The sequence below is a fragment of the Paenibacillus sp. FSL H3-0310 genome, from assembly GCF_038002785.1.
Lineage (GTDB): Bacteria > Bacillota > Bacilli > Paenibacillales > Paenibacillaceae > Paenibacillus_AQ > Paenibacillus_AQ odorifer.
The window spans coordinates 1528828-1552461 of record NZ_JBBODC010000001.1; the positions used below are offsets into that span (position 1 = coordinate 1528828).

26 protein-coding genes and 1 other annotated feature are annotated in these 23634 nt (G+C 44.7%); of the genes, 23 read left to right on the forward strand and 3 right to left on the reverse strand.

Translation table 11 applies throughout. The features are described from left to right. The first annotated feature begins 68 nt into the window (after positions 1–68). On the forward strand, positions 69–902 hold the full coding sequence (locus MHH63_RS06805) for an SDR family NAD(P)-dependent oxidoreductase (RefSeq protein WP_076127482.1): 834 nt from the start codon (positions 69–71) through the stop codon (positions 900–902). Positions 903–1276: 374 nt separating this feature from the next. On the opposite strand, the gene serA is transcribed toward MHH63_RS06805, so the two are convergent. Both serA and MHH63_RS06815 read right to left on the reverse strand, forming a co-directional pair. Continuing rightward, positions 1277–2869 (reverse strand): phosphoglycerate dehydrogenase, encoded by a 1593-nt coding sequence (serA, locus tag MHH63_RS06810; protein WP_036676193.1) that lies wholly within the window; start codon positions 2867–2869, stop codon positions 1277–1279. A gap of 243 nt (positions 2870–3112) precedes the next feature. Beyond that, positions 3113–3343: a binding site (T-box leader), on the reverse strand. Between the two features lie 110 nt (positions 3344–3453). After that, positions 3454–4359: a hypothetical protein gene (locus tag MHH63_RS06815; RefSeq protein WP_076127483.1), complete on the reverse strand. Its 906-nt coding sequence runs from the start codon at positions 4357–4359 to the stop codon at positions 3454–3456. Between the two features lie 115 nt (positions 4360–4474). Here MHH63_RS06815 and MHH63_RS06820 point away from each other — a divergent pair, with 115 nt between their 5' ends. Genes MHH63_RS06820 through MHH63_RS06830 form a run of 3 tightly spaced genes read left to right on the forward strand, consistent with a single transcriptional unit; the run spans position 4475 to position 6305 of the window. Beyond that, positions 4475–5068, forward strand: coding sequence for a CPBP family intramembrane glutamic endopeptidase (locus MHH63_RS06820; protein ID WP_036676197.1), 594 nt, complete (start codon positions 4475–4477; stop codon positions 5066–5068). Beyond that, complete coding sequence (locus MHH63_RS06825) at positions 5065–5469, forward strand: hypothetical protein (protein WP_038572439.1); 405 nt, start codon at positions 5065–5067, stop codon at positions 5467–5469. Before MHH63_RS06820 ends, MHH63_RS06825 begins: the two co-directional genes overlap by 4 nt. Next, a complete protein-coding gene (locus MHH63_RS06830; RefSeq protein WP_280753025.1) occupies positions 5463–6305 on the forward strand; it encodes a metallophosphoesterase in 843 nt (280 codons plus the stop codon). Before MHH63_RS06825 ends, MHH63_RS06830 begins: the two co-directional genes overlap by 7 nt. Positions 6306–6454: 149 nt before the next feature. Here MHH63_RS06830 and MHH63_RS06835 read toward each other — a convergent pair whose 3' ends face one another. Then, complete coding sequence (locus MHH63_RS06835; protein WP_370510607.1) at positions 6455–7342, reverse strand: polysaccharide deacetylase family protein; 888 nt, start codon at positions 7340–7342, stop codon at positions 6455–6457. Positions 7343–7445: 103 nt separating this feature from the next. Here MHH63_RS06835 and MHH63_RS06840 point away from each other — a divergent pair, with 103 nt between their 5' ends. The 19 genes from MHH63_RS06840 to MHH63_RS06930 all read left to right on the forward strand — a co-directional run bounded on the left by MHH63_RS06840 (position 7446) and on the right by MHH63_RS06930 (position 23613). Further along, complete coding sequence (locus tag MHH63_RS06840) at positions 7446–7817, forward strand: hypothetical protein (protein WP_076141316.1); 372 nt, start codon at positions 7446–7448, stop codon at positions 7815–7817. A gap of 234 nt (positions 7818–8051) precedes the next feature. Then, complete coding sequence (locus MHH63_RS06845) at positions 8052–8666, forward strand: genetic competence negative regulator (RefSeq protein WP_036676203.1); 615 nt, start codon at positions 8052–8054, stop codon at positions 8664–8666. A 153-nt stretch (positions 8667–8819) separates the two neighbouring features. Then, on the forward strand, positions 8820–9515 hold the full coding sequence (gene prsW, locus MHH63_RS06850; protein WP_076134692.1) for a glutamic-type intramembrane protease PrsW: 696 nt from the start codon (positions 8820–8822) through the stop codon (positions 9513–9515). 322 nt (positions 9516–9837) lie between these two features. After that, the gene (gene ypeB, locus MHH63_RS06855) at positions 9838–11196 is read left to right on the forward strand and encodes a germination protein YpeB (RefSeq protein ID WP_076127490.1); all 1359 of its coding nucleotides are present in this window, start codon (positions 9838–9840) and stop codon (positions 11194–11196) included. Positions 11197–11329: 133 nt separating this feature from the next. Beyond that, positions 11330–11983 (forward strand): flagellar brake protein, encoded by a 654-nt coding sequence (locus tag MHH63_RS06860; RefSeq protein ID WP_036676209.1) that lies wholly within the window; start codon positions 11330–11332, stop codon positions 11981–11983. A gap of 207 nt (positions 11984–12190) precedes the next feature. Continuing rightward, positions 12191–12901, forward strand: a complete 711-nt coding sequence (cmk, locus tag MHH63_RS06865; protein WP_254848699.1) for a (d)CMP kinase — start codon at positions 12191–12193, stop codon at positions 12899–12901. Then, a complete protein-coding gene (locus MHH63_RS06870) occupies positions 12898–13485 on the forward strand; it encodes a lysophospholipid acyltransferase family protein (RefSeq protein ID WP_036676211.1) in 588 nt (195 codons plus the stop codon). Before cmk ends, MHH63_RS06870 begins: the two co-directional genes overlap by 4 nt. 174 nt (positions 13486–13659) lie before the next feature. Further along, the gene (gene rpsA, locus MHH63_RS06875) at positions 13660–14982 is read left to right on the forward strand and encodes a 30S ribosomal protein S1 (protein ID WP_170914203.1); all 1323 of its coding nucleotides are present in this window, start codon (positions 13660–13662) and stop codon (positions 14980–14982) included. A gap of 176 nt (positions 14983–15158) precedes the next feature. Next, positions 15159–16484 (forward strand): ribosome biogenesis GTPase Der, encoded by a 1326-nt coding sequence (der, locus tag MHH63_RS06880; RefSeq protein WP_036676212.1) that lies wholly within the window; start codon positions 15159–15161, stop codon positions 16482–16484. A gap of 12 nt (positions 16485–16496) precedes the next feature. Next, entirely contained in the window at positions 16497–17114 is a 618-nt protein-coding gene (gene plsY / locus MHH63_RS06885; protein WP_036676213.1) for a glycerol-3-phosphate 1-O-acyltransferase PlsY, read from the forward strand. Beyond that, positions 17107–18147: an NAD(P)H-dependent glycerol-3-phosphate dehydrogenase gene (locus MHH63_RS06890; RefSeq protein WP_076127494.1), complete on the forward strand. Its 1041-nt coding sequence runs from the start codon at positions 17107–17109 to the stop codon at positions 18145–18147. The genes plsY and MHH63_RS06890 overlap by 8 nt, the downstream gene beginning before the upstream one ends. A gap of 66 nt (positions 18148–18213) precedes the next feature. Beyond that, positions 18214–18489, forward strand: a complete 276-nt coding sequence (locus MHH63_RS06895) for a stage VI sporulation protein F (protein WP_038572437.1) — start codon at positions 18214–18216, stop codon at positions 18487–18489. A gap of 196 nt (positions 18490–18685) precedes the next feature. Beyond that, positions 18686–18865: a DUF2768 family protein gene (locus MHH63_RS06900; protein ID WP_036676218.1), complete on the forward strand. Its 180-nt coding sequence runs from the start codon at positions 18686–18688 to the stop codon at positions 18863–18865. Positions 18866–18899: 34 nt separating this feature from the next. Continuing rightward, positions 18900–19268 carry a 2Fe-2S iron-sulfur cluster-binding protein gene (locus tag MHH63_RS06905; protein ID WP_036676220.1) on the forward strand — a complete coding sequence of 123 codons (369 nt, stop codon included), beginning with the start codon at positions 18900–18902 and terminating at the stop codon, positions 19266–19268. 30 nt (positions 19269–19298) lie between these two features. Continuing rightward, positions 19299–20045 (forward strand): DUF3939 domain-containing protein, encoded by a 747-nt coding sequence (locus MHH63_RS06910; RefSeq protein WP_254847661.1) that lies wholly within the window; start codon positions 19299–19301, stop codon positions 20043–20045. A gap of 437 nt (positions 20046–20482) precedes the next feature. Then, positions 20483–21961 carry a stage IV sporulation protein A gene (spoIVA, locus tag MHH63_RS06915; protein WP_036676222.1) on the forward strand — a complete coding sequence of 493 codons (1479 nt, stop codon included), beginning with the start codon at positions 20483–20485 and terminating at the stop codon, positions 21959–21961. A 377-nt stretch (positions 21962–22338) separates the two neighbouring features. Further along, positions 22339–22611: an HU family DNA-binding protein gene (locus MHH63_RS06920; protein WP_036676223.1), complete on the forward strand. Its 273-nt coding sequence runs from the start codon at positions 22339–22341 to the stop codon at positions 22609–22611. Positions 22612–22727: 116 nt separating this feature from the next. After that, complete coding sequence (gene mtrB / locus MHH63_RS06925; RefSeq protein WP_051490908.1) at positions 22728–22976, forward strand: trp RNA-binding attenuation protein MtrB; 249 nt, start codon at positions 22728–22730, stop codon at positions 22974–22976. A gap of 94 nt (positions 22977–23070) precedes the next feature. Continuing rightward, positions 23071–23613 (forward strand): hypothetical protein, encoded by a 543-nt coding sequence (locus tag MHH63_RS06930; protein ID WP_280753030.1) that lies wholly within the window; start codon positions 23071–23073, stop codon positions 23611–23613. Positions 23614–23634 lie beyond the last annotated feature (21 nt).

The following is a 23634-nucleotide window of genomic DNA, read 5'->3' on the forward strand; positions in this document are numbered from 1 at the left end:
TACTTATATAAGGTAAGGATTAAATACAGAACATTTAGAGAAAAACAAGTGTAGAAAGGATTGAGAACATGACTTTAAAAGGAAAAGTAGCATTGGTCACCGGAGGCAGCAGAGGTGCTGGTAGAGGAATTGCATTGGAGCTGGCAAGGAAAGGTGCATTCGTTTATATTACGGGCAGAACGACAGAGGCTTCTGGCATAGAGCATAGCAAGCGGAGCATTGATAACGTACTTAGGGAAATAAAAGCGGAGGGAGGGTCCGGCAGCGCCATACGATGTGATCATACAAAAGATCAGGAGACAGAGGCGGTCATTCGCCAGATTGCTTCAGAGCAAGGAAAGCTTGATATTTTAGTCAATAATGTATGGGGCGGCAACGATTTACCTATTGAGCAGAAGTCTTTCTGGGAGCTTCCTACAGCGCATTGGGACAATATGTTTAATGCGGGTGTGAGGGCACAGTTGATAACAAATTATTATGCAATACCATTAATGCGTGAGGCAAAAGCTGGCGGTCTAATCATCCACACAACCTTTTGGGATCATTACAAATATCTTGGAAACTTCTATTATGATCTTTCTAAAAACTCACTTGTCCGCATGGCCTACGGGTTATCGAATGAGCTTAAAGAGGACAACATTGCAGTTATTCCGCTTACTCCGGGCTGGATGAGGACAGAGGCGGTGTTGGAGAGCATGAACACGGATGAGGAGCATTGGCATGAGGTTGAAGAATTGCAGATGACTGAATCCACAACCTATATCGGTAGAGCAGCCGCTGCTCTAGCAGCCGATCCTAAGGTCATGTCTATGACCGGACAACCGCAGCAGGTTGCTAAGCTGGCTGAAAAGTATGGATTTACAGACATCGATGGTCGGACTGTTCCCGCATTCTTAGTCTAAACAGCAAACTTGATCTGTTTGATCCCATATGTGCGTGTGAAGCAGTATAGGACACAGCTGATCTATAATGCAGTATTTTCGTATATTTAGAACGCTATCGGTCCCCAGAGACGCTATTGATAGGCAAAGCACCTGATTTAGCTCTCTTTTTGAGGAATAGTGGCACCAGAGTCCGAAACCCTGCTTCAAAGGCGAAATTATTGCATATAAGGTCATCTGGGTCCGTAACCTCAAGGGCGTACGTAAGCCTCCACGAGGGTACTCAATTCGATATTGTAAATGAAGCCGAAACGGGTCAACGATCAACAACAAAAGCAGCGAAACTCCTATAAGAGGAGGATCGCTGCTCTGTTGTTTGATTTCTATCGTATTGCTTACAGAAGAATGATTTCTTCGGCAGTGTTGATTTCTGGCAGGCCAGCAAGCTTCACAAGCACATGAGTAGGTACAGCTTTATCAACGGTCAGCAGCATGATTGCTTCGCCACCAACGATTTTACGTCCCACTTGCATGGAGGCGATATTGACATCATTTTCGCCCAGCAATGTGCCCACAAGTCCGATAATCCCTGGTTTGTCGTTATGGGATACTACAATTTGATGTCCTTCAGGAGCGATATCAACCGGGAACTTGTTCACTTGAACAATTCTTTCTCCATAACCTTGCAGCAATGTTCCGGCTACGAGACGTTCTTGGTCGTGATCTGTTTTAAGGGTCACGGTAATCAGATTAGTGAAGCCTTTAGTTTTGGAAGCTTTAGTTATTACTACATTAACGTCGCGTGTTTTTGCCAAGTGCATGGAGTTAACGATGTTAACATCCTCAGCGAAGTGGCGGGAGAGCACGCCTTTCACAATATAGCGGGTAAGTGGTTGGGTATCGACATCTGACAGATCACCCGCATACTCAACATGGATTTCACGAATAGCACTATCTGTAATCTGGGTAACAAAGCTGCCCAGCTTCTCACCAAGTGTGAAGTAAGGCTGGAGTTTGTTCATTACGCTTGGAGCAACTGGAGGAATATTTACAGCATTGATGAACGGTTCATTACGCAGAATATGCAGTACTTGTTCCGATACATCGATCGCTACATTCTCCTGAGCTTCAATTGTAGAAGCGCCCAAGTGAGGAGTCACGATAATTTTTGGATGCGACAAGAATGGGTGATCTGCTTGTGGCGGTTCTTTTTCGAATACGTCAAATGCAGCGCCAGCAACAATACCGCTATCAATAGCTTCTACTAACGCCATTTCATCAATTACACCACCACGGGCACAGTTGATGATGCGCATTCCCTTTTTCATCACTTCAAATTGCGGGCGGGAAATCATATGGCGTGTTTCCGGAGTAAGTGGAGTGTGCACAGTAATGAAGTCTGCTCCGCGGACTACATCGTCAACGGAAGCTAATTTTACTTCCAGTTTCTCAGCACGCTCAGCAGTTAAGAAAGGATCAAAAGCAAGGATTTCCATGCCGAAAGCTTTGGCACGTTTTGCCACTTCGCTACCGATTCTGCCCATTCCCAGTACACCTAAAGTTTTGCCGCGAAGTTCTACACCCACGAAGGTTTTTCTATCCCAGGTTCCACCAATTGTTTTTGCGTAAGCTTGTGGAATGTGACGGGCCAAAGCCATCATCATTGCAAAAGCATGCTCACAAGTTGTAATGGTATTTCCATCAGGAGCGTTGATAACAACAACCCCACGTTGAGTAGCAGCTTCCAGCTTGATATTATCTACACCCACACCTGCACGACCAATGACCTTTAAGTTTTTTCCAGCTTCGATAATTTTTTCAGTTACTGTAGTTTGACTGCGGACGAGTAGACCATCATATTCACCGATGATTGCAACGAGCTCATCTTCACTGAGACCTGTTTTTTTGTCTACAACTACATCTGTTGCGTCCATCAATTGCTGAATGCCCAAATCACTGATTGGATCCGATACTAATACTTTAAACATGGTTTCTTATCCCCCTTAAAGTTGAAAAGCTTTATATGTCGAGGACGCCCTGATGGGCAGTCCACAATACCAGAAGGTTCACGAACTAGTAGAGAAAAACATGTAATAATAGTAGATCAACGCGGTGTCGCACAAAAGAAACAGCGTGCAAGAGTACCGCGAAATCGGTAACTTTGGGCATAAGGTAGTATTTATGGGGGATTAGGGAATTAAAAAAACTCCCAACCCCATACTACTGCCGTAGTAAGGGACGAGAGTTATCTTCGTGGTACCACCCTAATTCACTGCAACTTGGAAGAAGCAGCCTCATTGGCCTGCATAGGCCACACTGTTAACGGAGTTGATCCGATTGTACCTACTTTAAGGTTCGATACAATATCTCAGGAGCGCTAAAGATAGCTGTTCGTCACCGGTTTGCACCAACCACCGGCTCTCTGAAGACTTCCAGGATCTTTGTTCCATCATCGGTTTTGAATGATTAATTTTTTCATAATGTAACACGGTATGCAAGTTGTGTCAATAGGCTTTGCAAGCAGCGTTTCTTGAAGTGAACTTCATTTTTCGTTATGATTCAATAACTGGTTCTATTCAAAAAAGAACGGAAGCTGTGGAAGTGTCTCCCTGTTATAATACTGTTCCCGCCATTTTACAAAATCCTGTTCCTGCACAGCACCTGTAGAAATCAACAAGGTTACTGAGGACTGGATATCCGAAAGATTTAATGAGCTTGCAGTGCCTGAGTAAATCATATCGTCTATTTTAGCAGTGATGTCCTGAGGATCATAACCTGCAAAAATTCCGCGATTCAGCATCATGTCAGCGATAGAAGCATTCTTCAAAAGAAGCGGCATTTTTTTCCACTGGATGAAAGACATCGTTTTTAGTTCGCCAGGTGCAGAAGGTATTTTCTGGTTTGTCTTAGAGCCCCATTTTAGCATAGAATCATAGAAGTTCTTTTGTGCTAACAGACCGTACTTCACGGCGCCGGTTGTAAATTCATCATTTTTCAATAACTTGGCTGTCTCTGCACCAGAGGCACTAGTAGAGACTTTGCCGGAGGCCTTAGAAAATAAAGTTAAGCTTTTGAGTACATTGACCTGTGACTGATGTAATAGAGGAGAGTTAGTGAAAATTGAATCTTGATTAACTCTTTCATATTGCTGGTCTGCTAGAATACTTAGATTCTTCATTACTGCCGCATTCATACGAGCATCTGTGCTGCGCGCTAACTTATCTACTTGAATGTTCCAATTCCGCTTGAATTCCCGATAGGGCAAAAATACGTTATGATAGAAAGTAACAAGATCCTGCTGTTGGTACGAGCCCGTGAATTCTACTAATCCATTCATGCTTGATTGATTGTCATATTTGGCTTCAGTTTTGTCTGCGCCAACCTTGACGCCAGTAAAAAATGCGGCGAAGGCGCAAACTAAGAAAAACAAAAAAACTAGCGTGTATAACATTTGATTGCGGGACTTACGTTTGCTCATAATAAATGCTCCTTTTTCTGGGGGGATTATCCTATGTATTATGTATTGATAGCAACACTATGGACGGTTTCTCTCTCGGAGCGGCCCGAAAAAAATAAAGAACAGGCAGGTCACGATGAAAAAATTCAAATTTGGCGAGATTAAGGTTAAAAAGGTAGAACCAGGCCAGTTGACAGACCGTCTTCTGCTGCTCAATCTCTATATCACTCAGGGGCTCACATTAATTATCGGTTTGATATGGATATTATTTCAGAAAAGAAATCCTTTTCAGCTATTAATTATTCCAGAAAAAGTACATTTTGTGGCATGGGGCCTTGGTCTTGCTGCTGCAATGCTAATTGTTGACTATTTATTGACACATATTGTCCCTGAGGAAAGCATGGATGATGGTGGAATAAACGACCTTTTATTTCGAAATCGCCCTGTGTGGCATATTATCGTCATAGCAGCAATTGTATCGGTATGTGAGGAGCTCTTATTCCGCGGAGCCATCCAATATTCCATTGGCCCTTATTGGACGAGTATAGTATTTGCTCTTATTCATGTCCGTTATTTACGTCACTTTGTACCTACCGGCTGGGTATTCTTAAGCAGTTATGGTCTTGGATATATTTACATTCAATCGGGCAGCCTCTGGGCCCCTATACTATGTCACTTCTTCATCGACCTGATCTCAGGTCTGGTGATCCGCTATAGGAGGGAATCATGAGTGAGGAATTAAGCCGGGTAAAGTCTCGACAAAAACAACACAAAAGTGAAAGCAAACATCCTGGCAAAAGTAAAAAAGAGAAGCGGACTTCGGAGGCTGTAAAAAAGGCTACTCCTGAAAAGAAGTCTACTCCTATAAAGAAAAATGCTACCGCTCGGGTTTCTACGGCAACTTTATCAAGAAAAGCTCGCCGCCCAGCAGGTTCTGCAAAGCGCTCTTCCACAGGAAGTAAAGAGAAGGACGAAGAATCTGTTCCTTCTCGTTCAGATACTTATTCTTCAGAAAAAGTTCGTCTAAGCAAGATGTTTGTGAATTCTTTGATTTTTATCTTTGTTATTTTGCTAATCGGGCTGCTTTGGTGGGGAATTGAAGGAGCGCCTCCGCTGAGTACATTATGGTGAGCACATGGGTATGGGGAATGGCTCTGGTCATTCTATTGATAGCTGCGGCCGTTGTCATAATCATGGTGATTAATGCTTTTAGAAACAGAATTATTACCGAGGAAATAATGCTAGATTCGTTACCTGAAGAGTTCGATGGATTTCGTATTTTGTTTATAACAGATATCCATCGCCGCCGCCTTCCTTCCGCGCTTCTGACACCATTAAAGGGTGGGGTAGATGTTGTCTTTCTGGGAGGAGATCTAACGGAAAAAGATAGCCCTTTAAATCGTCTTGTCGATAATATGACTCTAGTTACTTCTATTGCATCTACCTATGTAGTGCATGGAAATCATGATTACCGGGCTAATATTTCAAGGGTAGATGAGATTATTCAGGACAGTGGTGCAAAACTGTTAATGGATGAAAATGTGGCTTTTGAACGTGAGGGAGCTAAACTTTGGTTAACCGGAATTGATTTTCCGAAAAATGGGGGCAAAACTCCATACGGTCCTTTTCCGCCATTAACCACAACCCCTTCTGCTGAAGGTACCTGTCGTATTATTCTTGTACATGATCCGCTTTGGTTATCCAAGCGCCAGAGTGTGCCAGCGGACCTGATTCTCGCAGGTCATACGCATGGGGGGCAGGTGATCCTTCCATTTGTGGGTCAAAGACATGTAGAGCATTTCTATCATAAATATGACGCTGGAAAGTTTAGTTGGCCAAGAGGGGACGGTTCCGCAAAAAATGCCCTGCTGCTGATCAGCAGAGGGTTTGGAACAGCACATCTGCCACTTCGCTGGGGCAGTCCTGCTGAAATGCATGTGCTGACACTGCGTAAATCAACCCAATAGTGCTTACTCTTTCCAGTAAGAAAAACTGGTAGCGTAAAAAGGGGGTTCCAAAGCCATGCAAATGGCTTTTGGAACCCCCTTCTATTTTTGTTTGATTCGAAAACAATTGCGCTGACGAAGCAACTATCGGACATGTAAAGATGAGAAGATCAACGCATTTTTAGCTCAATGCTGCGCGGATCAACAAAGCTGTAGCCTTTACCCTCAAGTGTAGTGAGCAAGGTATCCAGTCCCTCAACGGTCCATGGTAGCTCATGCATCAGGATATTACTGCCGGAATGCAGCTGATCGGTAACATTACTGATCAATTTTTCTGTCTTACCCGTTTCCTTTTCTTTCATTTCCCAGTCAAGTGAGCCTACAGACCAGGTCATGTATAACATTCCATTCTCAGCCGCGACCTTCTTGCCAACATCCCCGCCGGCACCATGTGGCGGACGGAAAAAGTGAGGAGCTTCTCCCAATGTTTCTTTGACAATATTTTGAACATCTTCGATTTGCTTTTTAACCTCAGTATAGGACTTGTCTTTCAATACAATATGATCCCAGCTGTGGTTGCCGATAATTCCACCGCGGTTATGTATTAACTCCAGAAGCTCAGGATGCTCCTTAACACGATAACCATTTACGAAAAAGATGGCTTTAGCTTGATGTTTGTCCAGAATATCCATCAAAGGGTTAATCATTGCAGCATCTTTAGGACCGTCGTCAAAAGTGAGCAGAACCACTTTTTTATTTGTAGCTTCCTCATTAGGGACGATGTCGTAATTTTTGTTCATATGGTACAGCAGTGGAATTTCAGCGGATGCTTCACCCTTACTGGCTGTACTATTTCCTGTAGTACCTCCATCTGCTGTTGCTTCAGGGGTAGGACTGGCTGTTGCTTCAGGTGCTGGCGCCGTAGTTTCTGCGCTTTGTGTAGCTGCCGCCGTGGGCGGATTGTTTGTGGTGTTTGTTTCCTTGGCTGTATTTCCATTTGCACCGCTGTTGCCACAGGCTGTAAGCAGCAAGGTAGCCAATAGGAGCACTGATGTCATTTTACCCACTTTTTTCAACTCGCTTTCTTGTTATTAGGTTGTATGAGCCGGAATCTTTCCGCGAACACTAAACATGATTTTACCATACAAGGAGGCTGGAAATATGAATACTTCGTCATTTTTATGCGGGGTGCTGATGGGCGCCGCAGCCAGTATGATTATGTCCAAAAAGCGGAATTCTTTAATGTCTTCGCTAGGGCAATCGGGTGGTTCCATGAGTGGGGCTGCAGATAAAGCAAAAGAAAAAATAATCGGTATGGCCACGACTGGTTTTGGTAACACTGCTGTTTCAAGCAGTAATGCTCAAAGTAACGGTTCAAGCAGCGCAACCTCTGAGCATAAGACTGAATCACCAGTGAAGTCGAAGGAATCCAATCTTAAATTGTTAAAGGAATTCATTCGCAGCAATCCTGAAGTAAAGAGCGAAGTAGAGCAGATTCTTAAAGAAACGCATACAACCATACCGGGATTGTAACCGTAAAGGACTCCATCAGAATCATTTTGGGGATGAAATATTCCGCAGAATGATTCTTTTTTATTATTCAGGGCCTTGAAAATGGTTTATTCAATAGAGAGGATTTTATATATTTATTTACGTGCATTTATCTCGGCAAAATGATAACATACTTACATAGTAACCATTTTTGGCTCATTACTCGGGACTCATCATACATTATAATAAATGAGCTTGCAAAAGGAGGATCCTGTCATGAGAATAGAGCGATTAAGTCAAGATAAGATACGGATTTTCCTCACTTTTGACGACCTGAGCGAGCGGGGCATCCAGAAGGAAGACATGTGGCAGGAAGTTCCTAAGGTTCATGACCTGTTTACGGAGATGATGGATCAAGCATATAGTGAACTAGGTTTTGATGCCACGGGTCCGCTTGCCGTAGAAGTTTTCGCATTGCCCGCGCAAGGCATGGTCGTTATAGTGACCCGAGGAAAATATGATCACCATCAGTACGGTGCGTCCGGGGAAGAAGAATTGCCAGAAGAGATTTATGAAATGGAAGTTACTCTTGAACAAAGCGACTCCATTGTATATGCATTCCGCGATTTCGAGGTTCTGGTTGAAGCGGCTCATGTGCTCATCGGTAATATTACTTCCCAGGGGAAACTGTATTCTTATAACAATAAATGGTATCTGTATTTCGATCCAAAGGAATTTGAAGAAACGGCGTTGTCAGGTCTTGTTGGCGTACTTGCTGAGTTTGGAGATTCCTCACCGGTCACAGAAGCTGTTCTCGATGAATACGGGAAAACAGTGATGCCGGAGAATGCGGTCCAGTTATTGTGCACTCATTTTAAGCGTCAGGAGTAATTAAGCAAGATCTAGGGGCTGATGACCATTGTTTAGGCCGATCAGCCCTAGTCTTGTTGTTGGTGATATGTCGGTCATTCTTGTATCAAAGTTATCATCTACCTTGCTGTGTAACGGCAGTAATAGGGTTTAGGGGTGTAGGGAGGTTATTCGGTGCTCGTGTTATCGGTCATTACGTCGGCAGTAGCGCCGGGACTTGCTCTGTTGACCTTTTTTTATCTGAAAGACAAGTATGATCAAGAACCGCTTCATGTAGTCATTAAAGTATTCTTGCTCGGCCTTCTGATTGTGTTTCCAGTAATGATCATTCAGAGAGGGCTGATGCTGGGACTAAATGGTGGTCCCTACGTGGAGTCGTTTCTCATATCCGCTGGCGTGGAAGAATGTCTAAAGTGGTTTGTGCTGTACCATATGATTTACAATCATACCGAATTTGACGAGCCATATGATGGGATACTATACGCTGTGGCGATTTCGCTCGGCTTCGCAACAATAGAAAATGTAATGTACGCTTGGTATAGCAACGCTTCAATCGGATCAATGTTTCTAAGAGCACTTCTTCCGGTTTCTGGACACGCTATGTTTGGTGTGATCATGGGCTACCATATGGGAAGGGCGAAGTTCTCAAAAGGAGTTCATACCCGCAGAATTCTGGTGTTTTCTCTCCTGTTGCCATGGATGTGGCATGGGATATATGACTTTATTTTGAGTACGACAGCCAACTATTGGATATGGTTTATTGTGCCTCTGATGGCTATCCTATGGTATGGAGGTATGGGAAAGGTTGCTAGGGCCAACAGCCGTTCTCCTTTCCGCTTTCTGAAACGTGAAGAAGAGGTTAACCTATAATCGAGATGGACACACTTATATTCGAAGGGCAGTTCCTAGTAAGGAATTCCAGAGAGGAGAGAGGTGTCTTTTTTTGCGTATAAAAGTACGTATCGTTTGCAAACAGTGCGGTGAGACCTACATATTAAGAGGGATTAAAGAGCATGGTGTCATTCAAACCGGCTTTAAACAATGCCTTTGCAGTAATAGCAGTGGCTTTGAGATTGAAGAGAGAGCATGAACGGACGTTATAGTCACATTGTGTAGCAACTTCAGTGCATAAGACTCCTAGTTTATTGTCAAACTAACGCCAATAAGCTATCGAAAGGAGTCTTGTAGCCCTATGTACAAAAGATTAAGTGCTGTAATGTTCCCGCTGACCGCGCTGCTGCTGATTGGTGCGCTTGTGTGGGGTTATCAGGAGAATCAGGAGAAGAATTCAATACTAATTAAGGCGGAGAACCAATATCAACGCGCCTTTCATGATTTGTCCTATCATGTGGACCGTCTTCATGGTGAGCTTGGAAATACGCTTGCGGTTAACTCTGCTTCTAATGGGATGCACCGCAAAGGACTTGTGAATGTGTGGCGGATGACTAGTGAGGCCCAAAATGAGATTAACCAGCTGCCGCTGACCTTGCTGCCATTTAGCAAAACAGAGGAGTTTCTGTCCAAAATCTCCAACTTTTCTTATAAAGCCGGGATTCGTGACTTCACTAAAAAACCTCTGACAGATGGAGAGCTGAGCAATCTAAAAGCATTGTACAAGAACTCAGGAGAAATCTCTAAGGATTTGCAAGAGGTACAAAATAAAGTCATTGGCAATCGGCTGCGCTGGATGGATGTTGAAACGGCGTTGGCGACAGAAAATAAAGCGGAGGACAACACGATTATTGACGGCTTCAAAACGGTGGATAAACGTGTAGGGGCATACCCTGAGCTAGACTGGGGTCCTTCAGTAGCAAGCATCTACGATAAACGTTCCGTCAAAATGCTCGGAGGTACCCCCGTGACTGCCGAAGATATCAAACGTAAGGCGTTGAAGTTCGCGGATGCGGGCTCCAATGCTAAAGTGGATGTTAAAGAAAATGGGAAGAACACCGAATGGCCATCCTATACAGCAACTGTTAGCGCTTCGAATAAGAAGCACACCATTAGTATGGATTTCACCAAAAATGGCGGGTTGCTGATCTCTTATTATGACAACCGTGAGGTTGGCCCTGCCAAAGTTTCTATTAAAGAAGCAGTTACCAAAGCAGAGCAGTTTCTTGAGAAAAAAGGATATCCCCATATGACTGCAGTCAGCGCTGATCGTTACGATAATATCGGGAATTTGACCTTTGTAACCAAACAGAATGATGTATTGATTTATCCTGAAAAGATGACCATTCGTATGGGGCTGGATACAGGTGATACCATCGGTTTTGAGGCCAGCGAATACGTCAATGAGCACAAGGACAACCGGAAGCTTCCAAAACCAAAGCTTACCCTTGCAGAGGCGAGAAAATTTCTGAATTCTGATTTCAAGGAGCAATACAATCGCTTGTCCTGGATTAAAAATGATGATTCCGTCGAGGTCTTGACTTACGAGTTCGGTGGAGGGGTTAATGGCTCAAAGTATCGTATTTACATTAACGCCGAGGATGGAATTGAAGAGTCTGTGGAAGAAATCAGACCTTCTTCGGGGTCTGAGGCAAAATAAAGGGAGGGCGCATCCAGCAGTTGGGTGCGTCCCTTTTTTTTGCAATATCTATAAAATATATCTGACTGGCTGATATTCCCATGCTATAATCAGGGGTAGTGATAATTACTAAACTGATGTGGCGGTGACATCTTTGTATCCTAAAATTAACGAATATCTATACATACAGGTTGCTTCCAGTGACGCTGCTGAAGCAGAAGTTGAATATAGATCAAGAATTGCAGAGACGGAAGAAGACGCATTCCTGATTGAAATTCCTATGCAGGAGAGCAATGGTCGTCTAAAAAGGCTCTTTATGGGGGACGAGCTTTCGGTTTATTTTTTAACTGAGGGTGGCATCAAAAATTACTTTAATACTTATGTACTGGGCTTTAAAGAAGATGTAATTCGTATGGTCCGGATTCAAAAGCCGGAGACAGATTCGATTTTTAAGATCCAGAGAAGAAGCTTTTTCCGAGTGAATGCAGATCTAGAGCTTGCTGTGAAGGATAGCCTTGGCAAACGGTTCCTGGTTCGTACAGATGATATTGGTGGAGGAGGAATCTCCTTTTTGGTGGATAACCAGGTTAAGCTGGAGGTTGGTAATAAATTGTCCTGCTGGGTACTGGTGCCTTATCGAAACGGAAGCACGGAGCACGTCAATTTTGAAGGTGAAGTAGTGCGCATTAAAAAGCTGGAGAATGGACGGCTTTTAGCGATGTTGAAATTTGTCGCTATTTCAGATTTGGAACGCCAGAAAATTATCCGTTATTGCTTCGAACGTCAGTTTGATTTCCGCAACAGATAAGCATTTTTTACAGCTCTATTAAGCTGTCTGATTTTGCACTGAAGTATAAACTGTGGTATAATTTTATAAGTCGCAGGCAATGCCTGCTTTTTTCTTGATAATATCATCAAGCATAACAATCTATGTGTGCTCCTTGATATTGCAGGAATAGTTTTCGTAACGCTAGATGCTTTTTTTATGAAAGAGAGTTTGAGGAGGAATGCCCCGTTGGATAGGCAGGGTACACATACTTATGACAGAATAAACGTCGCCATCGACGGACCTGCCGGGGCAGGCAAGAGCACTGTAGCCCGATTGGTAGCCCAGAAGTTGTCTTATATCTATGTCGATACTGGTGCAATGTACCGGGCAATCACCTGGTATATGATCCAAGAAGGCATTGAACCGGAAGATCAGCATCGAGTGAACGAGAAGGTTCGCGACATGGTGATTGAACTTATTCCGGAACGAGACATTCAGAAGGTGCTGATTAATGGGGAAGACGTGACCCCACATATTCGGAGCCTTCAGGTTAGCGGCCTTGTGTCGCAGTATGCGAAGATCGAGGATGTAAGATCCAGACTGAGTCAATTGCAGCGTCAGATGGCGCTTCGCAAAGGCGTGGTAATGGATGGCCGCGATATCGGTACAACCGTGCTGCCGGATGCCGAGGTAAAGATTTTTATGACGGCAAGTGTGGAAGAACGAGCTCTCCGTCGTTATAAGGAACTGAGAGACGCGGAATCGGTGACGCTTCAGCAGCTTGAACACGATATTGCAAAGCGGGACCGTCTGGATGAAGGACGGGAGATTTCACCGCTGCGCCGTGCAGAAGATGCTATTCTTCTGGATACGACCTTAATGAATATCGATCAAGTTGTGGAGGCCATTGTATCCCACTGTAGATCTCATGTTGACGGGGAGAGAAATCATTTATGATTTATGCAATTTGTGTTGGATTGCTTCGCTTGATTTACGCAATCCTTTTCCCACTTAAGATTGTGGGGAAAGAAAATGTGCCAAAGGAGGGCGGGGTACTGCTCTGCGCTAACCACATTAGTCTGCTTGATCCAATGACTATTGGAATTAAGCTGGACCGTCAGGTAAAGTATATGGCTAAGGCTGAACTGTTTGAGGTTCCGGTGCTTGGCTGGCTCATTAATAAATTGGGTGCTTTTCCGGTGAAACGTGGCGGCGTAAGCAAAGAATCCATAAAAACGGCCCTTAACACACTTCGTAATGGTAATGTCATGGGTATCTTCCCGGAGGGTACGCGTAACTCTGATGCCGGAGTGGCCAAGAAAGGTGCTGCTAGCTTTGCACTTCGAAGTGGCGCAGCAGTTATTCCAGCGGCTATTATCGGCCAGTATAAACCCTTTCGACGCATGGTCGTTGTCTACGGTGCTCCTGTAGACCTTAGTCAATTTGCCGGTGCGGGGAGCGAATCTCTCGAGGCTGTTACCGATGTCATTATGGATCGCATCCGTGAGATGAAAGAGACAGGTAAACCAAGTGCTAGTTAAGGGATGAGCAGAACAACAAATTTTGCTCAATGTTTTGATTAAATAACGGCATAGCCGCTATTTTTTGGAACATACTATCATCAAGTGTAAGTGAAATATTATGCATTGCTTGTTTTGAACTCTGCTATACGCAGGTTTAAATAAATGGGGTTTTGAATCGAGGAGGCTAATCACATGTCTGAAGAAATTAAAAATCAGGAAGCTGCGGAAAAGAATGAATCCGTAGAAGCGGTGGATTCCGCTGTGACAGAAAATAACGGAGCTGTAGAAGAAGTTGCTGCCGTTAACGAAGAAGAAGTGACTAACCAAGCTGACTTGGAAATCATTTCTCTGAAAAAAGGCGATACCGTGAAAGGAACAATCGTCAAAATCGAAGATAACCAAGCTTATGTAAGCATTGGATATAAATACGACGGTGTGATTCCAATTCGCGAATTGTCCGCAGTACAACTGGACAACGCTGCTGCAGCAGTAGAAGTTGGACAGGAAGTAGAATGTAAAGTTGTCAGCATCAACGACAACAAGGAAAGCCTTGTTCTTTCCAAACGTGCTGTTGATAGTGAAAAATCATGGGAAGATCTTGAGAAATACTTCGCTTCCCAAGAAGCTTTCGAAGTTACTGTGGCTGACGTTGTTAAAGGCGGCCTCGTAGCTGATGTTGGAGCTCGCGGATTTATCCCAGCTTCCATGGTAGAGCGTCACTTCGTTGAAGATTTCAGCGATTACAAAGGCCGTACCTTGCGCGTTAAAGTGAAAGAACTTGACCGTGAGAACAGCAAAGTAATCTTGTCTGCTAAAGAAGTTCTTGAAGAAGAATTCGAAGCTAACAAGCTGAAAATTATGGCTGAACTATCTGAAGGCCAAATCATCGAAGGTACAGTACAACGTCTGACTCAATTCGGCGCATTTGTTGATGTGGGCGGAGTTGACGGTCTTGTACACGTATCTGAAATCGCTTGGAGTCACGTAGAGAAACCTTCTGATGTAGTATCTGAAGGTGATAAAGTACGTGTTAAAGTATTGAAGGTTGATCCTGAAAAAGGAAAAATCAGCCTGAGCATCAAAGCTGCTGCTCCAGGTCCTTGGGACTCTGCTGCTGGCGAAATCAACATCGGTGATGTTGTAACAGGCGTTGTAAAACGTCTTGTGAACTTCGGAGCATTCGTAGAATTGCTTCCGGGTGTGGAAGGTCTTGTGCATATCTCACAAATCTCCCACAAACACATCGCTACTCCACACGAAGTATTGAAAGAAGGACAAGAAGTTCAAGTGAAAGTTCTGGACTTCAATCCATCCGAGAAACGTGTTAGCCTGAGCATCAAAGAAACTGAAGAAGCTCCAGCTCCATCTGCTAGACCTGAACGCAGCAATAGCAGAGACAGAGCTCCTAAAGAAGTTCTGAACAACCCTAACGTTTCCCTTAGCAACGAAGGCCTTAGCTTTACGCTTGCTGAACGTTTTGGTGACAAGCTGGACAAATTTAAGGGTAATAACTAATCCCTAAACGAGCTTTTGAATATACGGGTAAAGTAATCGGCGAGCCCTCGATACGGGGGTTCGCCGATTGTCTTTTTTTCGGAACTGGTCGGATTATTGAGAGTTAACATGATTGTTAGCCAATTTAAATGTTTTTTGCTATGATGAGTAACGTAAGGATGACAGGAGGAATGAATATGGCAAGACCCGTTGTGGCAATTGTTGGGAGGCCTAACGTCGGAAAATCGACGATATTTAATCGGCTGATTGGCGATAGATTAGCCATTGTAGAAGATAAGCCGGGGATTACACGTGACCGGATTTATGGTATTTCAGATTGGAACGGTAAGTCGTTCAGTGTGATTGATACCGGAGGTATTGAAATTGATGGAGAAGATACAATTCTGAAATCAATCCGTGTTCAAGCGGAGCTGGCGATTGAAGAAGCGGATGTTATTGTATTTATGTGTGAGGCGAAGAGTGGTGTGACGAATTCAGATGAAGAGGTAGCTCAGATTCTGTTCCGTTCAGGTAAACCGGTCGTTCTTGCCATCAACAAAGTGGATAATATGAAGCGTGCGGATGATATTTATGAGTTCTATAGCCTTGGTTTTGGCGATCCAATCGGAATTTCTGGTAGTCACGGAACCGGACTCGGCGATTTGCTAGATGCTGTAGTTGAACGCCTACCTGAGAAAATAGATGATGAATACGATGAGGATGTCATTCGTGTAGCTTTGATTGGCCGTCCGAATGTAGGTAAATCCTCTCTGGTTAACGCGATTTTGGGCGAAGAACGTGTTATCGTCAGCGATATTGCAGGGACTACAAGAGATGCTATCGATACTCCTTTTGAACGTGATGGGCAACGTTATGTGCTTATCGATACGGCAGGTATGCGTAAAAAAGGCAAGGTATACGAGAACATTGAAAAATACAGTGTTATGCGAGCTATGCGTGCGATTGAACGGGCTGATGTGGTCCTCGTTGTAATTAACGGCGAAGAGGGCATCATCGATCAGGACAAGCATATTGCTGGTTATGCACATGAAGCTGGTAAAGCATCTATTTTTGTTGTCAACAAATGGGATGCCATTGTGAAAGACGATAAGACTATGCAGAACTTCGAGACTAAGATTCGTGACCATTTCTTGTTTATGAGTTACGCACCGGTTGTCTTTTTGTCGGCTTTAACCAAACAGCGTTTGCAAAAACTGCTGCCTGTTGTACAGCATGTATCTCAACAGCACGCACTGCGCATTACTACACATTTGGTGAACGACGTTGTATCTGATGCAATCGCGATTAACCCTCCACCAACTGACAAAGGCCGTCGCTTGCGTATTAACTATGTAACGCAGGTTGCGGTTAAGCCGCCTACGATTGTGGTGTTCGTGAATGATCCGTCGCTGATGCACTTCTCCTATGAACGTTATCTGGAGAATAAAATTCGCGCAGCATTTAATTTCGAAGGAACACCAATCCGTCTCTTTACACGGCGCAAATCCGAAAACGAAGGTTAGGGGAGAAGAAGTGTGGCGCTTGAACTTCTGGTTATCGTTGTAAGCTATTTGCTTGGTTCTGTCAGCTTTAGTGTACTGCTTGCAAAGTTGCTAAAGGGAATTGATATCCGTCAATACGGAAGCGGAAATGCGGGGGCTACCAATACACTGCGTGTATTGGGTAAAGGTCCTGCAATACTAGTGCTGTTGCTGGATGTGCTGAAAGGGGTGGCCGCTGTATGGTTAGGAACCTGGGTCGGCGGTTGGGGAACCTGGGTTCCGGCTCTTTGCGGAATCGCGGCCATCATCGGACATAATTGGCCGCTCTATTTTCGTTTTCGTGGGGGGAAAGGCATTGCTACTACGATCGGTGTTATGGCTACGCTTTGTTTATGGCCAGCGCTGCTCGCCGGTATCATCGCCATCCTGTCTATCTTTATCACACGTTACGTGTCCCTTGGCTCATTAATTTTTGTAGCACTGACACCAGTGGCTTTATTGTTGACAGGATTTACACAACCTGTGCTCTGGACCAGTATTATTATTGCGGTCTTCGCCTTCTGGCGGCACCGGACGAATATTGTAAAGATTGTAGAAGGCCGTGAGAACAAGATAGGCTCAAAAGTTAAAGGAGGGAATCGTGTTGTCTGATAAAGTTACCGTACTTGTAGCGGGGAGCTGGGGAACTGCGCTGGCTAGTGTGCTGGCTGCAAACCACTCGGAAGTTTATCTGTGGACACGCAACTCTGATCAAGCTGCCGAGATCAATGGCTCTCATACGAATAATAAGTATCTGCCTGGCATCGCACTGCCAGCTAACATTATTGCAACTACGGATATGGAAACGGCAGTGTCCGGTTCTAAGGCGGTTGTAATTGTAGCTCCGTCTTCAGGAATGCGGCAGGTTGCTCGCAGTCTGAAGCCATTCTGGAAGGATGACATGTTATGTGTTCATGCTACGAAGGGCTTTGAGTCGGAAAGCAATAAGCGGATGTCCATCGTAATTGCAGAGGAACTAGGCTGTGACGAAGGGCAGATCGTCGTCCTCTCCGGTCCAAGTCATGCAGAGGAAGTTGTACGCCGGTGTCCTACAACCGTTGTAGTTGCTTCACCTGATGACAAACGTAGCGCCGAAGCGCAGGAATTGTTCATCAACAACGATTTCCGTGTATATACGAATCGTGATCAGGTAGGGGTAGAGCTTGCCGGAGCTCTTAAGAATATTATTGCCCTTGGTGCAGGTCTATCCGATGGCCTTGGATATGGGGACAATGCTAAAGCAGCCCTTTTGACCCGTGGACTCGCCGAGATATCTCGGGTGGGAGTTGAGCTTGGAGCCAATCCTTTGACCTTTGCCGGCCTTGCCGGAATTGGCGACCTTGTTGTGACGGCTACTAGTCAGCACAGCCGTAACTGGCGCGCTGGGTCCATGCTTGGTCAAGGCAAGCCGCTGGCCGAGGTGCTGGAATCCATGGGGATGGTAGTCGAAGGTATTCGTACTACCGAAGCAGCTTATGCAATTTCGCTCAAGCTGGGTGTGCAGATGCCGATTACGGATCAGATTTATCATGTGCTCTTTCAAGGAAGAAGCCCACGCAGTGCGGTTGAAGCCTTGATGGGTCGTGATCGTAAGCCTGAGCTTGAGTCGATCTCCCAGGAAACTTGGGAGCAGTGGCATTCCTGATCCTGGTCACCTTTTTCCGCAAATTCTCATATGTTGTAATGGGGATTGACGGAGGAGGGATGAAAAGTGAGCAGAGATTTTTCCAAGGATGCATTGAACGCCATTAACAAAAAGGCGGGCAAGAACATTACGGAAAGTGCCGTCAAAAAGCTAGCCAGTACGGTAAAGCCAGGAACTACGCAGAATGAAGCCCAGCTCCGCCAGTTAATTAAGCAGGTGTCATCAATGGCGAAAGTGCCGGTCAGTGAAGCTACTGTGCAGGAGATTATCAATGCCGTTAAAAAAGGCGGCGCAGGTTCCAGCACAATGGAGTCTTTAATGAAAATGATGCTTAAAAAATAGCTTTATGTTGGGTGAGCAAAAGAAAACGGATCAATGAATGATTCCGTCGTCTTTTGCTTTTTTTATATTCCTGATAATTTTCACGAAGCGTAATTTATTTAAAATAATACATTAAAAATGATGTTTTTTTACAGAAAAGGATAAGGTCATGATATAATAGTCCCTAATAAATTACAGGCGAATGGGGGCTTTGACCATGGATCCGATGACAAAAATGTGGTTATCCCTGATTGCGATGCTGATTATGGGATTATCAGTATTTCTTATAACTTTTGCTCGGAGCAAAACCAAGGGATTGCTTAAGGCTGTACTGTCTATACTTGCTTTTGTCATTATGTTAGTGGGCCTATTGGGCGGAGTTGTTTCAATTATGTAAGCAGTTACATAGTGTTGAGGAAGGAAGTAACATCATGAAATCACAAAAAGGAGTTACCGTTGTATTTCAACCAGAAGGTCGTAAAGCTGTTGTGAACCGTGGCATTTCGTTATTAGAGGCTGCTCGTAAAGCAGGAGTGCCAATAACAACTAGATGCGGAGGCAAAGCAGGCTGTCTGATGTGCAAGGTTACAGTCGCGAAGGAAGAGGCTGCTGCAGTAAGGCCTCCCGGTGATATTGAGCGGCGTAAGCTTGGATCGGCCTTAGAAGAAGGAACGCGTCTGGCCTGTCAGGCTGCCGTATGGAGCGACGTAACCGTTCAGGTGCCGGAAGATCCACTGAAGGCTGCGGTGCGCCGTAAGCTTGAAGCAGCGCGGCGTGGGGAAGAAGATGAACTGTGGTAGCGTAAGAATGTTACCGTGGGAGGGACTCGGTTGGAGTTTATAGGATATAAAATGAAACTGAAGGCAGGGGCCAAGCTTTTGCTAGGGATGGTATCGCTCGCGCTTACGCTTTCGGGCTGTCTATACCCAGGTGAAGAGAAGCGGGCTAGTGTTAATTATCGGGAAAGTGTTAAACGGATACAAGCAGCCGTTGATGATTATCAACAGGAGGAAGGGGTATTGCCCATTCTTAATGCGGATGAAACTACTCCAAGGTATGAGAAGTTTCGTATTGACCTGGGGAAGTTGAATAATAAGGGATATTTGGATGATATACCGGCTACCGCTTTTGAGCAGGGTGGAAGTGCTTATTTTCTTATTTTGAATGAGGAAATTGATCCTGTGGTGAAGGTGATGGACCTTGTTACGGTTCAAAAGGTGAATGACGTGCAACGACAGGTTAACCGTTATAAATCAGCTCATGGCGGCAACCTGCCTGTGCTTGATGAGCTATACCCCGGATTGTATACCATTGATCATAAGCAGGCGGGTACAAGCTCTATAACCTTAACTAGCGTCTATTCCGGTCAAGTTCTTGACTTTATCATGGATAAGGATGGAACTGTCTACGTAGATTATGTTTTTGATATCATGGCTGCCGTCGATAAGAAGGGTGGAGAGCACGACAAGAATCAGGACTTGCGACTGGATCTGGAGGAAGCTTCATATTACGTTCCCGTAAAGTCTTTGCCGTATCTATGGATTAATAATCAGCCGATCCCACAGCCTCCAAGTTAGAGTTATAGTTTAAAAGCGTCTAAGCTTCGGTTTTATCCGGGGCATTAGGCGTTTTTTGTTTATAACCTTTTAATCTCAGCATCCACTAAAAATAGTTCTATCAACGAATCCTACCTCATAAGATGGATGAGTAAGCTTCCGGGCGTCAGACGCCTTGCGGCGCGCAGACTTAACTTTTTTTGAAATTACATTGGGAAATGCGCGAATACGGGTCATAAATTCGTTCCGGATACATATGATGATACTAGTCCAAATGCATGTCCGAGCATTCGGAGTTTAGCGCGGGGCAAGTACGTCCCGGTCGAAAGCAGCTAGGCTTCGGGCGGGCATACGATAAGTCCGGTTGATGTCCTGCAAGGGTCAGATTACCGGCGGAACGCGAAGTCGATGCTCTTCAGGCATTTTTTCTTCGGAGTAATATGAGGAGGGGATCTCTTTTGGAAAAAGTGGATATTTTCAAGGACATTGCCGAGCGTACCGGCGGAGACATTTATCTTGGCGTCGTCGGCGCGGTTCGCACGGGGAAATCGACATTTATCAAGCGCTTCATGGAAACAATTGTCCTGCCAAACATCACGAATGAGGCTGATCGAGTAAGAGCTGTGGATGAGCTTCCGCAAAGCGCAGCAGGCAAAACGATTATGACGACAGAACCGAAGTTTGTGCCAAACAACGCAGTCCAAATCAAGGTTGCGGAAGGGCTTGAGGTTAATGTTCGTCTGGTAGACTGTGTAGGTTACGCTGTAGAGGGTGCAAAAGGTTACGAGGATGAAAATGGACCACGTATGATCTCTACACCTTGGTTTGAAGAGCCTATTCCTTTTCAGGAAGCGGCAGAAATCGGGACACGTAAGGTTATTCAGGAGCATTCAACGCTAGGTGTAGTGGTAACAACAGATGGTACGATTGCAGAAATTCCGCGGAACTCGTACGTGGACTCTGAAGAGCGCGTCATTGCAGAGCTGAAGGAAGTGGGTAAGCCGTTTGTGCTTGTCATTAACTCCACCCGGCCACGCAGTGAGGAAGCGCAGCAGCTCCGTAACGAGCTAGCCATCAAATACGATATCCCAGTTATGACGCTAAGCGCCGCAAACATGAGCGAAGATGACGTAACTGGTGTGCTGCGGGAAGTGCTTTATGAATTCCCAGTGCATGAAGTAAATGTAAATCTGCCAAGCTGGGTTATGGTGCTTGGAGAAAACCACTGGCTACGTAGTAGTTATGAGAACTCCGTTCGCGATACGGTAAAAGACATTCGCCGCCTGAGGGATGTTGACCGCCTCGTATCTCAGTTCACCGAATATGACTTTATTGATAAAGCTGGCCTAAGTGGTATGAACATGGGTCAGGGTGTAGCAGAGATCGACCTGTATGCTCCAGAAGAGCTGTACGATCAAGTTCTGATGGAAGTGGTTGGGGTTGAGATCCGCGGTAAGGATCATTTGCTCCAGCTTATGCAGGAGTTCTCACATGCGAAACGAGAATACGACCGATTCTCAGAAGCTTTGGAAATGGTCAAGACTACTGGCTATGGTATCGCGGCTCCATCTTTAGCCGAAATGGCACTCGACGAGCCAGAACTGATTCGTCAGGGCTCTCGCTTCGGGGTTCGCTTAAAGGCTACGGCACCATCCATTCATATGATTCGGGTGGATGTGGAGTCTGAATTCTCGCCAATCATCGGAACGGAAAAGCAAAGCGAAGAGCTGGTTCGTTATCTGATGCAGGACTTTGAGAATGATCCTATTAAGATTTGGGAATCCGATATTTTTGGCCGCTCCCTGCACTCCATTGTAAGAGAAGGAATTCAAGGCAAGATAGCTATGATGCCGGATAATGCGCGCTACAAACTGCAAGAAACGCTTGGCCGCATTATAAATGAGGGTTCCGGCGGACTTATTGCAATTATTCTCTAAGCTGAATATAAATAAATTCAAAGAGTGGGAGAAATCCTGCTCTTTTTATTTGTATATATCCTAAAACTTGATTCCTAGTTCCTATAATAACGGTGATTCTGACTCAATTATTCTGATGAAATAAAGACCTTAAATGCTCCTATAGGTCTAACAAATTAGATTGAATTTAGATAAATATGCAAGGATAGATGATAATTTCTGCTCCTTTTTTGAGTAACAGCTTGAATTTATGGATGGGCTGTATTACTATAAGTTTGTTGCGCTTCAAGGTCTAAGGGCGCCAAAGTTAAGTTTTAAACGGGATTATCACGTATATTTTACGTTGAAACGGAAACAGTGTATGATACCGGAGAATTTACTCAGGGAGGTGAGAAAACATGAATAAATCAGATTTGATCAATGTAGTTACAGAAGCAACTGAACTTCCCAAGAAGGATGCTACTAAAGCTGTAGATGCGGTTTTCGAAGCAATTACAGAAGCACTGCAAAGCGGTGATAAAGTACAACTGGTTGGATTCGGAAACTTTGAAGTGCGTGAGCGTTCTGCACGTAAAGGCCGTAACCCGCAAACTGGTGAAGAAATCGAAATTCCTGCAAGCAAGGTACCGGCATTCAAACCCGGTAAGGCGCTGAAAGACGGAATCAAATAAAGATTTCTACATACCTATCCCATAGTCTTTTTAAGAACAACTATGCCGCCCTCCAAGGCGGCATTTGTTTTTTGAAATACTATGAACTGTATAATAGGTTTAGAGGAGGATGAGTGATGATGGATAAAAATACGGGTACTACTCCGCTTCCAACGGGCAGCGACTATATTGTGGTTAAGGCTAAAGATAATGGCGTTCAGGTCATTGGGTTAACCAGAGGTACAGATACACGTTTTCATCATACAGAGAAGCTGGATAAGGGTGAGGTATTGATTGCCCAGTTTACTGATCATACCTCAGCGATGAAGATCCGCGGTAAGGCTGAAATATGGACAAAGCACGGACAATTGGAAAGTGAAAGCTGAAAAGCAGGCATAGCCTGCTTTTTTTCAAAATATAGTAAAGAGAAATGATCGTATTCCGCTAAGAGTGGGAATTATGGATAAGGGGGGCGTGTTCATGAACAAGGCCTGGTGGGTTGGAGCCGTATTACTCTTGACTGCAACCTCTGCTGTAATATTGCCCAAAGTGGCAGATATGGATTCAACCTTACAGCAGAGAAATGGTGCAGTGGAGACTTTTACTGGCGGCCATAACACGGTGCTAGACAACGATAATCTTGTTGATGTTCTTGGCGCACTTCCATTGACCTTATCCATTGATAGCGTAGGCTGGGAGGATCACGTTCTGTCTCTGGATTTAAAAGTGAGCGGAAATGATCATGAACCCCAGGAGCTTTATCGAAATATGGCACAGACTATTTCTTTTGCTTTTCAAGAAACCTTGAATGTGGATCAGCTTCTGCTGCGCATCGTGGTCATGGATAAATGGCTGGATAGCCGCCGGCTGCTGCTAGCAGGGGATATCAGACGCGCGGAGTGGTCCGTTGAACTCCAGAATGAACTTCAGTCTGCGGGTAATCTCCCCATATCCGAGCGTCTCAAGACAGGCTTCCGTATTAGTGAGACTGAGCTCTGGAAGAAGCAGTTCATTTATCCTTGAGAAGAATAAAAGAAACTCAGT